At 63.0% G+C, this 12,676-nt stretch carries 15 protein-coding genes; 1 reads left to right on the top strand and 14 read right to left on the bottom strand.

The features are described 5' to 3' along the window. The first annotated feature begins 249 nt into the window (after positions 1–249). Positions 250–2,019, top strand: a complete 1,770-nt coding sequence (locus tag FKL89_RS12260) for a putative bifunctional diguanylate cyclase/phosphodiesterase (protein ID WP_162527506.1) — start codon at positions 250–252, stop codon at positions 2,017–2,019. Here the strand turns inward: FKL89_RS12260 and FKL89_RS12255 are convergent. The 14 genes from FKL89_RS12255 to FKL89_RS12190 all read right to left on the bottom strand — a co-directional run bounded on the left by FKL89_RS12255 (position 2,016) and on the right by FKL89_RS12190 (position 12,541). Continuing rightward, the gene (locus tag FKL89_RS12255) at positions 2,016–3,122 is read right to left on the bottom strand and encodes an alpha/beta fold hydrolase (protein ID WP_156864682.1); all 1,107 of its coding nucleotides are present in this window, start codon (positions 3,120–3,122) and stop codon (positions 2,016–2,018) included. The genes FKL89_RS12260 and FKL89_RS12255 overlap by 4 nt on opposite strands. Positions 3,123–3,443: 321 nt before the next feature. Beyond that, entirely contained in the window at positions 3,444–3,959 is a 516-nt protein-coding gene (locus tag FKL89_RS12250; RefSeq protein WP_156863022.1) for a hypothetical protein, read from the bottom strand. 296 nt (positions 3,960–4,255) lie between these two features. Continuing rightward, positions 4,256–4,540: a type II toxin-antitoxin system RelE family toxin gene (locus FKL89_RS12245; RefSeq protein WP_156863021.1), complete on the bottom strand. Its 285-nt coding sequence runs from the start codon at positions 4,538–4,540 to the stop codon at positions 4,256–4,258. Then, positions 4,530–4,781 (bottom strand): type II toxin-antitoxin system Phd/YefM family antitoxin, encoded by a 252-nt coding sequence (locus tag FKL89_RS12240; RefSeq protein WP_156863020.1) that lies wholly within the window; start codon positions 4,779–4,781, stop codon positions 4,530–4,532. Before FKL89_RS12240 ends, FKL89_RS12245 begins: the two co-directional genes overlap by 11 nt. A gap of 83 nt (positions 4,782–4,864) precedes the next feature. Next, entirely contained in the window at positions 4,865–5,443 is a 579-nt protein-coding gene (locus FKL89_RS12235; RefSeq protein WP_156863019.1) for a hypothetical protein, read from the bottom strand. Positions 5,444–5,506: 63 nt separating this feature from the next. Further along, a complete protein-coding gene (locus FKL89_RS12230; RefSeq protein ID WP_156863018.1) occupies positions 5,507–6,154 on the bottom strand; it encodes a glutathione S-transferase family protein in 648 nt (215 codons plus the stop codon). A 52-nt stretch (positions 6,155–6,206) separates the two neighbouring features. Then, positions 6,207–6,629 (bottom strand): DUF3052 family protein, encoded by a 423-nt coding sequence (locus FKL89_RS12225; protein WP_156863017.1) that lies wholly within the window; start codon positions 6,627–6,629, stop codon positions 6,207–6,209. A 61-nt stretch (positions 6,630–6,690) separates the two neighbouring features. Continuing rightward, positions 6,691–7,203 (bottom strand): phosphoribosyltransferase, encoded by a 513-nt coding sequence (locus FKL89_RS12220; RefSeq protein ID WP_156863016.1) that lies wholly within the window; start codon positions 7,201–7,203, stop codon positions 6,691–6,693. A 386-nt stretch (positions 7,204–7,589) separates the two neighbouring features. Beyond that, positions 7,590–8,879 (bottom strand): adenylosuccinate synthase, encoded by a 1,290-nt coding sequence (locus FKL89_RS12215; protein ID WP_156863015.1) that lies wholly within the window; start codon positions 8,877–8,879, stop codon positions 7,590–7,592. Between the two features lie 270 nt (positions 8,880–9,149). After that, entirely contained in the window at positions 9,150–10,130 is a 981-nt protein-coding gene (locus tag FKL89_RS12210) for an ATP phosphoribosyltransferase regulatory subunit (protein WP_156863014.1), read from the bottom strand. Positions 10,131–10,346: 216 nt separating this feature from the next. Beyond that, complete coding sequence (locus FKL89_RS12205; protein WP_156863013.1) at positions 10,347–10,883, bottom strand: RDD family protein; 537 nt, start codon at positions 10,881–10,883, stop codon at positions 10,347–10,349. 100 nt (positions 10,884–10,983) lie between these two features. Then, positions 10,984–11,565: a DUF3106 domain-containing protein gene (locus tag FKL89_RS12200; protein WP_156863012.1), complete on the bottom strand. Its 582-nt coding sequence runs from the start codon at positions 11,563–11,565 to the stop codon at positions 10,984–10,986. Beyond that, positions 11,562–11,978 (bottom strand): DUF3619 family protein, encoded by a 417-nt coding sequence (locus FKL89_RS12195; protein WP_156863011.1) that lies wholly within the window; start codon positions 11,976–11,978, stop codon positions 11,562–11,564. The genes FKL89_RS12200 and FKL89_RS12195 overlap by 4 nt, the downstream gene beginning before the upstream one ends. Beyond that, positions 11,975–12,541, bottom strand: a complete 567-nt coding sequence (locus FKL89_RS12190) for an RNA polymerase sigma factor (protein WP_156864681.1) — start codon at positions 12,539–12,541, stop codon at positions 11,975–11,977. The genes FKL89_RS12195 and FKL89_RS12190 overlap by 4 nt, the downstream gene beginning before the upstream one ends. Positions 12,542–12,676 lie beyond the last annotated feature (135 nt).

Genomic DNA, 12,676 nt, shown 5'->3' with positions numbered 1-12,676 from the left:
TGGCGCCACGGTTTGCGCCGCAACGGTTAACTACTGACGTTCTTACTGGCCCGCTACAGCCTGGCGACTTGCATGGCGGCGAGTCGGGCGTTCAATGCATTTGTCATGATCGTGCTTGCAGTGGCGCCAACCCGTTGTTGGCCACCACCATCGCCGGAACCTTGCTGCGCCAACATTGCCGTCGGCACAACTAGGACAAATCCGGAAAATGAGATAATTGTCATTAGTAAAAAATAATTGCAAGGCCGGGTGAAGAGATTCCTGCATGCTGGGACCGCCATCGCCACTGTCGGGCGTGAGTTGGGTGTCTCGACCGTCACCGCTGCCAACGAGCCGCGACTCAAGCCGTCGGCGCTCTCCACGCGCGCGATCCTTGACGCCTGCGCCACTGTCACCCTGCTGGTCAATCGGTCCGGCACCATCGAGTTCGAGAGCGCCGAGCTGGCGAGGCTCACTGGATGGTCGCAACAAAGCTGTGTCGGCAAGCCATGCTTTGAGGTGCTCCGGGTCAATGCGGCCCAGCGTATTGATTCCGCTTTCAATCTGATCGTGCGTGGTCGCCTGCAGCGGGCAACCTTCGAGTTTGAGGTGACGGCAACCAACGGCGACGTGCTGGTCTTTCTGGCGACGCTGACCGATGCACTCTCTGTGGCAGATGTGGGCGCGGTGGTCATCACGGCGCAGGAGATCTCGCGGCGCAAGGCATTCGAAATTGCACTGCGCCACAACGCCAATCATGATTCGCTGACCGGCCTGTACAACCGTCGTGCGGCGCTGCGCCAGATCAACCGCTGGATTGAAGAGGACGAAACGCCCAACGCACGGCCAGCCGTGTTGCTGCTCGACATTGACGGTTTCAAGGCGGTCAATGATGTGTACGGCCACGCGGTTGGCGATGCCATGCTGGTTGCGGTGGCGCAACGGCTCAGCGCGCTGGACCCGGCCAATGTGGGCGTGGCACGCCTGGGTGGCGACGAGCTGCTGCTGTTCGCCCGCTATGAAGACGCCGAGAAGCAGTTGCCGCAGATCGCGGTCACGGTGCTGGCGGCGATGCGCAAACCGGTGCAGGCCGAATCACACTGGATTCACACCAGCGTCAGTATCGGCATCGCGGCCTGCCCCGACGGCGGCAAGACGGCCGACGAATTGGTGCGGCATGCTGACCTTGCGCTCTATCAGGCCAAGGATGCCGGGCGCAACACGGTGCGCTGGTTCGGCCGCGAAGCGGCGACCCGGCTGCGCGAACGCACGGTGCTGCGGCGTGAGCTCGAGCGCGCGTTGAGCGGCGACGAGTTTGCGATGCACTATCAGCCGATCGTCGACGTCAATTCGCGCTCGATCTATGCGCATGAGGCGTTGTTGCGCTGGCATCATCCGCAACGTGGCCTGCTCACTGCGCGCGACTTCATTCACGAGATTGACGGTGCCGGGCTCACGGTGCCGCTGGCGCAATGGGCCTTGCAGGCGGCGTTCCGGAGCGCACTGGCGAGCGAATCGGTGCGAGCCAGCCCGATCGCCATCAATGTCCACCCGCGTCTGCTGCAGCGGCCGGATTTCGCCCGCAATCTGATGCAGTCACTGCGTGATGACAACATTCAGCCGCAACAGATCGCCCTCGAAATTACCGAGCAGGACTTTGTGCGCACGGCGGACGCCTCACCCGCCAATATCGTCGCGCTCGCCGACGCCGGAATCCGTGTCGTGATTGACGACTTCGGCACCGGTTTCTCCAACTTTGGTTACCTCACGCGCTTTCCGGTGCACGCGATCAAGATCGACCGCGAATTTGTCGCCCAGATTGGCATCAATGCGCGGTCCGAGACGCTGATCAGTGCGTTGATTGGTCTGGCGGAGGAGCTGGGCATCCAGACCATCGGAGAAGGCATCGAAAACGCCGAGCAGAGTGACTATCTGGTGCATCAAGGCTGCGTGCTGCAGCAGGGCTATTACTGGGGCCGCCCGTCGGCAGGCGGCGCGCCGACGCCGCTGTTGCCGAACGACTCACTGACGATTGTCTAGCGTTGCGCCAGCTTCGGCGCGTTCGCGAGCAGCTCCGCCAGTTCCTTCTTCCAGAACTTCGCCTGCCCGGTGGTGCCGTGCCCGGCGGTACTTTCGCTGCCGGGGATGAGCAGGATGCGGCCGTTCTTCACCCGCTTGATCTCGCGATCCAGCACGCCCAGTTCCGGCGGGTTGCGCTCATCGTCGGCCGAGTTGATGGCCAGCAGTGTTGCCTTGATGCGTTCCAGCCCCGTCGAAGGGTCGTAGTCGCGTGACGACTCCCACTGGTAGAGGTGATCGTTGGCATCGCCAGCGAACGGCCCGTTGAGGCGCTGGTTCAGCCATTCATCCGCCTTGGCGCTGGTCGGCGCCGCCTCGAACAATGCCTGATTGCCGCCGTTGGTCGCGGTCGCGAAAAACACCGACGCGAACTGCAGGCTGCGCGGCTGCCTGGTGTAGTTGCCGTTCATCCATTCCGGGTCGTTGCGGATGGAATCGATGATCAGCCGCCTCATCATCCAGTTACGGCCCGACATCGCCGTCGGCAGCGACGCCATCGGCACCGCAACGTCCATCGCGTCCGGGTACTTATGCGCCCAGATCCACACCTGCATGCCGCCCATTGAATTGCCGATCACCAGCCGCAACCGCTTGACGCCCAGATGCTCAGTCACCAGCCGGTACTGCGCGTCCACCATGTCGTCGTAGTTGTACTTGGGGAACTTCGCGCGCAGCCCGTCCGAGGGCTTGCTCGATTTGCCAGCGCCAATCGCGTCCGGCAGGATGATGAAGTAGCGGCTCGCGTCCAGCGGCTGCCCGGCGCCAAACAGCTCGCCCGCAAACGCAGGTGAGAGCATGCCCGCGCCCGAGCCGGTGGTGCCATGCAGCACCAGCACCGGCTCGCCCGTCGGCTCACCCACGGTGCGGTAGTTCAGCCGCAGTTCCGGTAGCACTTCACCGGTGTGAAAGCGGAAGTCGCGGACGACCCAAGTGCCTTCCTTTGACGCCGGGTAGTCGGCAGCTATCGCAGGCGCAGCAACCGTTGATGTGATGGCAGCCGCAGCGGTTAGCACCAGCGCGGCTCCCGTTGATCGTACTCTGCGGGCCGGCGACGATGACGACATCAAGCGATGCAGCGTGCGATCAATCCAGTCCAGATGTTTCATGTGAGCCTCCTTCTGTTTGCTGTGGCAAATGTCTTGCGCGTTCCTGTTATTCGACTTGTCGCGCTACGGCGGTATATCACTGCTCGGTCCGGATTGGTGCCGTACGGGTCATTTGTGATTGGTTGGTGCGGTTTTCTAGCCGCCGGGTTGCAGCACGCGTTCACGCGGCTGCCATATTGTGAACCGGCACGAAGTAACTATCACTTTTCCGTTCGTGGTGAGCCTGTCGAACCATGAACGCCGTACAGATAAATCGTGTCGGATCAATAGTGCGCGAGCTCAGGAAGGCACTCGCACAAGGCGCGCAGCCGCCGCGCTCAAAAGCGCCCGCGAGTAGAGTTTGTGAAAACCAAGCAAGGCCGTGAACCCAAATCCCAAGCTTGATTTGCCAGTTACCGGGTTCACCGCCGGCACCACGGCAGACCCAAAGCAAATCCGCGTATGTCCCGGCACATCCGAAGGCGCAACCATCAGCCACGACCGCGTAAGCCCGCCGATGTCACACATCAGCACCTGATCCGGTGCCCGAGCCTCCACCCGCCACGCCGCGAACTCGTTCAACTCACCCGCCGCCAATTGCCGCGCCTGAAGATCGGTTGATGGCCGCGAGAGAAACACCCGCAGCAGCCAGCGCTCAAGCATGAAAAGACGACCGGTGTAGAACGCTTCGACGAATTCTGCGTGAGTGACGGTGCGGGAGATTGCCGTGGTGAAGCAGTCGGTGTAGGCGCCGGCGTTGGCGTAGTTGGACAGGAGCGCATGGGGGAGTAGCGGGTGGGGCCGAATGTGCCGCATCGTCAAATACCAGGTGAGCGATTTCTGCCTACGCTTCGCTTTGTGTGCGGACGAACTATCCGAGCCATTTCCGGTAACTCGCCGACCAGTCCACCGTAGCCGTGGTCTGACTTAAACCAAATAGCCTCCACAGAACGCGGGGCGGTTCAGTTTGCGTTGGCAATGAAGATTTTTGACTGGACACGGGCGAGGCGAAGCGATTTCAACTTCGTGTTGATCATGTCATTTGACGCATTGATGCGGTCAAGGTCAATTTGCCATCGCGAAGCTCGTGGGCGTACCAACCGCTACAGTCGTCACGGGCGTCGCGCCTGCAGCAATTCGTAAACGTCGTCACGCGAACTGACAGCGAGAATCGTGAGTAGCCGCACCTTGTCATCGACGTGATATGCGAGTCGATATTGCGGTGTGGTGATTTTTATCTTGTAACAATCAGGTTCACCGTGCAGAGCGTCCTTGGCGACACGCGGATTTGTCAGCCGTTCCTTCGCCAGCTTTTGCTTGAAGCGGCGCTTTACAGATTCGTCAAGGCGCTTCCATTCCGCTTCGGCTAGCGGATGGATCGCAAGCTCATAGGTCATCGAGCGTGATTTTGCGCGCACTCTTGATGGACGCCACGCGCGCCGCTGCCCTTGACGTGATCAAACGATCAGCCGCCTGATCAAGCAACGCTTCCATCAGACGCGTGGACAGGATGTAACCCGCAGGCCGATTGTGATTGAGCACAACCACAGCCGTTTCGTCGGCCTGCTCGAAAGCACGAGCCGGTGATTCGCGCAAATCGGAGATGCCAATGCTGCGGGTGGAAAGAAGAGTGTCCATAGTGCGATTGTAACGAAATAAATACGAAATTTCGTCTATATTTTCCGGCTATCGCGATGAATGAGCCAACCAGGCGACCGGTTCTAGTTGCCCGCCGCCGGCCACGCCCCCTGATCCACGCACCCACCCGTGTGCACAATGCCCGCCAGCCCGTCGTTGGGCACGAACACCTGATTGGCTGCTGTCTTGGCGTAGGTGATGCCGTCACCGCAGTCGGCGCTTTGCGTGGTGCCGACGACGATCATGCTGCCGGGGCGGACGTCGCAGGAGAGCAGGCGGTCGAGCTGGCTCCATTGCTTGCAGATGGCGAATTTGGCGCGGTAGTCATCGCGCGTGCCGGTGGGCCGCTCGAACGACCAGAAGCTGCCGAGCTTTGAGTACGGTTGTGTGGAATCGATCAGGCGATACAGCCGCACCGGCTGCGTGACCACATAGCTGCGGGCGGAGCAGAGGTAGCCATTGCCGCTTTGCCGCTGGGCCTGCGCCATCAGCGGTGGGTTCGGGGCTTCGACCAGTCCGGGTGCAGCGGCGCCGATGGCGCCAACGCACGCGAGGCCATCGACGCCGTCATTGCTGCTGGGCGATGCCACCGGCGCCGGCGCTGTGGCGCAGCCGGCCAGCATGGCTGCAAGCAGTGTGATTGCGGCGGATTGCTTGATCATGCGGGTCCCTTGCCAACGGCGGTTTTTGTCAGCATAGCCGTGTTCGGACCATTCTGAACCGGCCTAGTCGGGTGGGAAGCGTTCCGGCCAGAAGGCCTGCAGCTGTGGCTCCGCGTCCACGCGCTGCACCACCGGTGTCATGCGCGGCGCCGCCTGGTAGAAGCGCTCGCGCCAAGGCCCGAAGCGGGATACAACGGTGACGTAGAGGTCGAGCACGGTCAACTCGTCGCCGAGCAGATAGCGCCCAGGGGCAACCTGCTTGTCCATGTTGGCCCAGCAGAACGCGATGCGGTCGTGCACGGCGTTGACGACGGACTCGCGCGCGCCCGGCGGTGCGCCGATGCGCTGCACGTCGGGCTTGATCCAGTGCAGCGAGTAGATGGCGGAGGACACGTACACCATCCAGCGCAGAAACTGGGTACGGCGCGCATCACCCGGCGCCGGGGCCAGCCGCGCCTCGGGGTGCAGATCGGCAAGATAAATCAGGATCGCAGCGCTCTCGGTCATCACCTCGCCATCGGGCAGCACCAGCGTTGGGATCTGCCGCATCGGGTTCACCGGCGCAACGCGGTCGCGCGCGGCTTCCTCGGCCCAGGTGGCGCCTTTGACCAGCGCGTAGGGGATGCCCAGCAGCGTCAGGGCCGCTTCGACCGCGATGGAGCCGGACGCCTGCGCACCGTAGAGCGTGAGTTGGGGTTGTGCGGTGTTCATGAGGCTGCGAGTATCGCGCCCCTGATGCTCGGCCGGCAAGGCCGGCGGGTGACTACCGAAGGGCTTTGCGGATCACCAGTTTGAGCCCGGACCACGTGGCGTCCACTGCGCACACTTTGACGTCAACCAGCCCCATCGGCAGCGCAACGGCGCGGATGGTGTCCTCGGTGATGTCGGTGGGGACATTCGACGCTTTCTTCGGCCACGAGACCCAGATCATGCCGTCCGTTGCGAGCAGCGGACGGATGCGTTCCAGTGCGGCGACGAGGTCGGTGCGGGCGAGGGCGAAAAGGTGGACGAGGCCAGCGCCGGGTGTCACGTTGGTTGAAAACGTGACATCAGCTGGCAGCGGCGCGAGCAGATCGCGGTAGTAGGCCGGCGCATTGACGGCGCAGACCGCAGTTCCGGGCTTGATGCCGAGCTTCTTTGCAAGCGGGGTGCCGGAATAGCCGGCTGGCGTGTCAGGCGCGTTCATGGTTCGACAAGCTCACCACGAACGGAAGAGCACGGGACCACGAACGGATCGAACGGGGCACTCAGTCTTCTCGCGACAGCTGGTGCGGGCGCGTGGAGTCGTAGCCTTCAAACGGCTGATGAATCCACGGATTGGTGGGCAGGAACTCGACGAAGTAGTCGGGATGAAAGGTTGAGACGCCCTTCTTCCACAGCACACCGGTGCGCACGTCTTTCAGGTGCGGATAGCGCGTCGGCAACTCCTGCTTGACCACATGCAGCGTGTGTCCGGAGTCCACCATGTCGTCGACCACCAGCACGCGATCCCCCAGTGTGGCACTGGTCATCGTCAGATGCTCCGACACCAGCAGCTTGCCGCGAACGGTGCCACCTTCCTCGACATAGCTCGACGTGCTCATGATCGCGAGCGGCTTGTCGAAGATGCGGGAGAGCTGGTCGCCCACGCGCAGGCCACCGCGCGCGATGCAGATGATGTGGTCGAACTCCCACTTCGAATCGTAAACCACCAGCGCCAGCTTTTCGATCAGGCGATGGTAGCGTTGCCAGGTGACGTAAAGGTGGCCGGTGTCGGTCATGGTTCAGGACGTCGCGCTTCGCGCTAGGACGACGCGCGTCGCTTCGCTTGCGCTAGGACGTCGCTCGCATTCGCTTGCTAGGACGCAATGTTTGGAAATGAAAGCAATAGTCTAGCGCGAGAGACAGGACGTCGCGCTTCGCGCCAGGACGGCGGCCTTGCCTGCGGCGGCCTAGGACGACGCTCGCATTCGCTCGCTAGGACGCGAGGACTTGCGACGGGGCGTTGCTTCGCCGCCCGGCAGCGCGTTTGCTTGACTTTGCAATCCATGTGTCTGGCCGCAGGACAGTCGGCAAATCATCGCGTCCTAGGCCTGCCGAAGGCAGGCCGTCGTCCTAGCGCCAGCGAAGCGAGCGCGTCGTCCTAGGGCGCGGAGCGCCAGTCGTCCTAGTTCAGCGGGTGCTGCATCAGGATGGTGTCGTCGCGCTCGAAGCCCGTAGACACCAGCGCGATTGGCACACCGGTCAGCGCCTCGACGCGCTTGAGATAGCTCTGCGCATTCATCGGCAACTGCTCGAACTTGCGGATGCCGAACACCGATTCCTTCCAGCCAGCCAGCGTTTCGTACACCGGCTTGCAGTCGGCAACGGCGCTGGAGCCGTACGGCAGGCGGTCGATCCATTCGCCGCGGAAGTCGTAGCCGGTGCAGATCTTGATCTCGTCCATGCCCGAGAGCACGTCGAGCTTCATGATCGCCATGCCATCGACGCCGTTGATCTCGAAGCTGCGCTTGAGGGCAGGGATGTCGAGCCAGCCGCAGCGACGCGGGCGGCCGGTGACTGAGCCGAATTCATTGCCGCGCTTCGCCAGACCGGCACCGATGTCGTCGAACAGCTCGGTCGGGAACGGGCCGGAGCCGACGCGCGTGGTGTAGGCCTTGGTGATGCCGAGCACGTAATCGATCATGCGCGCGCCCACGCCGGCGCCGGGGCCAGCGGCCCCCGAGACGCAGTTGGACGAGGTGACGAAGGGGTAGGTGCCGTTATCCACATCCAGCAGCGTGCCCTGCGCACCTTCGAACAACAGCGGTTTGCCATGGCGGCGTGCTTCGGTCAGTGCGTGCGAGACGTCGGCCAGCATTGGTGCGATCTGTTCGCCGGCCTTGCGTAGCGTGTCAAGCGTCTGCGCGTAATCGACCGTTGGCGCGTTCAGGTAATTCGCCAGCATGAAGTTGTGATACTCGAGCACTTCTTTCAGCTTGGCTTCCAGCGTCGGCTCGGTGAGGTCGTGCAGGCGGATGGCGCGGCGGGCGACCTTGTCTTCGTACGTCGGGCCGATGCCGCGGCCGGTGGTCCCGATCTTGGCGTCACCGCGCTTGGCTTCGCGGGCCTGGTCAACCGCAACGTGATACGGCGCGACCACCGGGCAGGCGTGGGCAATCTTGAGGCGCGAACGCACTTCAACGCCTGCGGCTTCCAGTTCGCCGATTTCCTTCATCAGGTCCGCGGGCGACACCACGACGCCATTGCCGAGATAGCAGGTGGTGTGCGGATGCAGCATGCCCGACGGAATCAGGCGCAGCACCGTCTTTTTGCCGTTGACGACCAGTGTGTGGCCGGCATTGTGGCCGCCCTGAAAGCGCACGACACCGTGCACCTGTTCGGCGAGCCAATCAACAATTTTCCCTTTACCTTCGTCACCCCATTGGGTGCCGATGACGACGACGTTACGTGGCATTTACAGTGTTCCTGATTGGTGGGGAAGGACGACGGGCGCTACGCGCCCTAGGACGACGGCCTGCCTGCGGCGGCCTAAGACGACGCTCGCATTCGCTCGCTAGGACGCGATGTGAGAAGAGGAGAAGAGTGCGACTATCAATTGCGCTCACCTTGGCCGGTTCGGAGGGTGATTTGGGCTGGACAGGTCGCAAATCATTGCGTCCTAGGCCCCCGAAGCCAGGCCGTCGTCCTAGCGCGAGCGCAGCGACGCGCGTCGTCCTGCCGCTGCTCACGCGGTGACCTCGGCCAGCGCCCGCAGATCAACAAACGAGAAACCGGTCGCCGGTCGTGCGCGGGCATTGCCTTGGGTGAAGGCTTCACCGACGCCGTCATAGCGGCCGCCGCGGGCGACGACATGCGTTGTGCCTTGCAGATAGGCGACGAAGACGAGGCCGGTGTGATAGTCGAGCCCCGGCAGGTCGGCGAGGTCGAGCGAGCACTGCGCGCCAGATTCGGTGATGGCGGTGGCGACGGCTTCGAGCTGGTCGAGCGCGGCGGTGATCGTGGCGTTGCGCGGCAGCGCGGCGCGGGCGCGTTGCAGCACGGTCTTGGCTGGGCCGAACAGCGTGGTCAGCGTGGCGAGCGTCTGCCGGGCTTCGTCGGACAGCGATTTGATGTCGGACAGCGCGGTGCTGCTTTTGGCGGCGAGCGCGGCGTCGGCCGCCTGGGTGGCCTTGGGCGAGAGTTCGTAGTGCTGCGCCAGCGCCTTGAACACACCGACATGGCCGCAGTCGAGCAGCAGCGGCGCGGCGCCTGCCGCTTTGGCGGACGCGATCATCAACCGGACGATTTCCACGTCGCCGTTGACGGTGGCATCGCCAAACAGCTCGGCGCCCACCTGCGTCAGCGCGCGGCTGGAGCCGATGCTGGCCTCGGCGCGCAACACTTCGCCAGCGTAGCAATAGCGGCGCGGCGTGCTGGCGTCACTGCCGGAATAGGTGGCGTCGATGCGCGCGACCTGCGGCGTGATGTCAGGCCGCACGCCGAGCAGCTTGCCGGAGAGCGGGTCGATCAGCTTGAAGGTGTTGTGTTCAAGGTCGCGGCCGGTGCCGGTGAGCAGGGCTTCGAGATGCTCGATTAGCGGCGGGTTGACCAGTGCGTAGCCAGCAGCGGCGAAGCTGTCGAGCAGCGCGCGGCGCGTGGCTTCCATGCGCTGCGCCTCGGGCGGCAGCACATCTTCAACGTAATCGGGGAGAACCCATTTGCGCATGGCGCGGGCGGAGCGCTCGGCAGGTCGCGAACGCTGGAGTTATTGACAACGAATTCTACTGGAGCAAGTTTTGCACGTGGCTGACACGGCGAACTGGACGATCAGCTTTTGCGGGGAAAGCTCATTTGATTTGGGCTCCGACTGCAAAAATAACGACAGTCGATATTTGAAAAAATGGGCTCAGAGCCCTTTTCCGTTGGCAGTTCCACAGAAAAGCTATTGTGCCGAAAAGACCACCCGCGTGCCGGCCAGCCGGTCGTGCAGGAACTGCCGTTCACGGTCTGCAAATGCCCACAGGAAATTGGCGAACAGCCCAAGAATCCACCAGGCGCTGCCTTTGGTACCGATCAGCATGAACATGCCGAGCCCCAGCGCCGGGCCGATCCAGGTGGCGAGGTAGCGGATGACGGCCTGCCGCCGAGAAACTGTACCGCCGTCGACAGAAAGCAGCCGCAGCGACCAGGTCTTGAAGGCGAGCGTGCGCCGCCCGTCGATCCAGAAATACATGAAGTAGGCGCCTATCGACAGAAACAGGTAGGCCTGCTGCAACACGGCGACCGGTCCGGTCAGCACCTGCGGGCGGCCGGCACTCATCGATTCGCCCGACAGCGAGGCGAAGATCAGGCCAACGATGAACAGATAGGCGACGAGAAAAAGCAGCTCGTGGACAAAGGCGCCGAAGCGACGCCAGAGGCCCGCGATTGGCGGACTGGCAGGTGTTGAGGCAGACAGGGGAACAGTGGGCGCAGACATTGGGCCGCAATGTTAAGGCAACGCCTGTTTCTGGCGTCCGGCGGTCGATCGGCGGGACCACCGCGCGGCCGCCACACGCGGGCCGCGAAGCAGACAGCAGCTATTTGCCCGGACTGGAGGGTGGCACAGCCGGCGCCGGTTGCGTCGGGGCAGTGCCCGTTGCGGCCGGCGCAGGAGCGGCCTGCGGAGTCTTCGCCGAGGGCGATGCCGAGCGGGCGGGGACGGCTGGCTTGGGCTGCTCGGCCGCCTTCTTGCGCAGTTCGTCACGCTTCTCTGGCGGCAGATTGCGATATTCGTCCCACTTCTGCGGTACGGCCGCACGCTTTTCTGCGGGAAGGGTCTTCAGTTCGTTGTACTGTTCTCGCGCTTTGCGTCGCTCGTCGGGCGTCAGTTTGGCCCATCCGGCCATGCGATCATGCAGCTTCTGCTGTTGATCAGGCGGCATCGTCGGGTATTTGGCGGCGATCTCGCGCCATTTCTTCTTGCGAATATCTGACAGGGTGCCCCAGTCCGCCTGCAGGGGCGCGAGAACTTTCTGCTCTTCCGGCTTCAGGTCCTGCCACTTCTGCGCCATCGCGCCCGGCGAGAACAACAGCCCGAGCGAGAAAAGCAAAACGGCCGCGAGTCGTTGGACGTTCGCGGCCGCTGCTGCGGAAAGCAGGTTACCGTGCCGTGGTGTCACTGTTCTTCCCGCAGGAAATGGGAGAAGCCTTTATCGAGAAGGGCATCGACTGGTACGTCATCGGCGAGCAGCATCACGTCCACATCAGCCGTATCGCGGGCGGTGACGTATTCGTTCCACTGCTGATAGCCAACGGTAGACAGAACAGCGGCAACTACCAGACCAGTGGCCCAGAAGCGCCAGTCGGTCAGGCGTGAGCGAACGCCACCGGCGATGGTCAGCGTACCGCCGCTGACCACCGTGGCGCTGGCGGGTTGTGCCTCAAGCGAAGCAATCGCCGCCCGGCGAGCTTCCGCCAGGCGATACGCGACGCCCGGCTTGACGTTCTCGGCGCCGGCGTCGAGATAAGGACGCAACGCCTTGCCGACGCGATCGAGTTCCTGATCGGGGAGGAGGATTTGTTCTTTTTTCATAGTGTGATCCCTTTCTGGCGCAGCAAACCTTGCAGGGCATGAACCGCGCGGGAGCAGTGTGTTTTCACGCTTCCCTCCGAGCAGCCCATGGCGGCAGCCGTCTCGGCAGTATCCATATCTTCCCAGTAACGCAGCAGGAACGCTTCCCGTTGACGCGCCGGCAGCTTCGCCAGCGCTTCCTCGATGGCGCCCATCGCCTGACCTTGTTCCAGTGCGGCGAGCGGCTGATCCTTGCCGACCGCGCTGTCCTGCGATTCGAGGATTTCGAGGACGTCAAAGTCGTCGTCGGCCTCGGCGCCACCCAGGCTGGAAAAGTTGGTGACGTACTGGTTGCGCGTCTTGGTGCGGCGGAAATAGTCGAGGATGGTGTTCTGCAGGATGCGGGTGAAAAGCATCGGCAGCTCTGCGGCTGGCTTGTCCGCATAGCTCTCGGTCAGCTTCATCATCGAGTCCTGCACGATGTCGAGCGCCGCATCATCGTCGCGCACGGCGTAGGCCGCATGCTTGAAGGCACGGCGTTCAACCGAGGCGAGGAATGCGTTGATCTCTTTGGCCTGAGCCAGGGTGGGACCTTTCTTTTGCTTCGGCGCGAGCTTGGGCATCGCGCTTGTAAGTTGGGCGATTATAGGCACCGAACCAGCGACCACTGCAGCGAACATCTGGACAGTTTCTCCCCTGAAAAATCATCCAAACACGGG

The sequence above is a fragment of the Casimicrobium huifangae genome, from assembly GCF_009746125.1.
Taxonomy (GTDB): domain Bacteria; phylum Pseudomonadota; class Gammaproteobacteria; order Burkholderiales; family Casimicrobiaceae; genus Casimicrobium; species Casimicrobium huifangae.
Note: the sequence above shows the minus strand (reverse complement) of the source record. Positions and strands in the feature narration are given on the sequence as shown.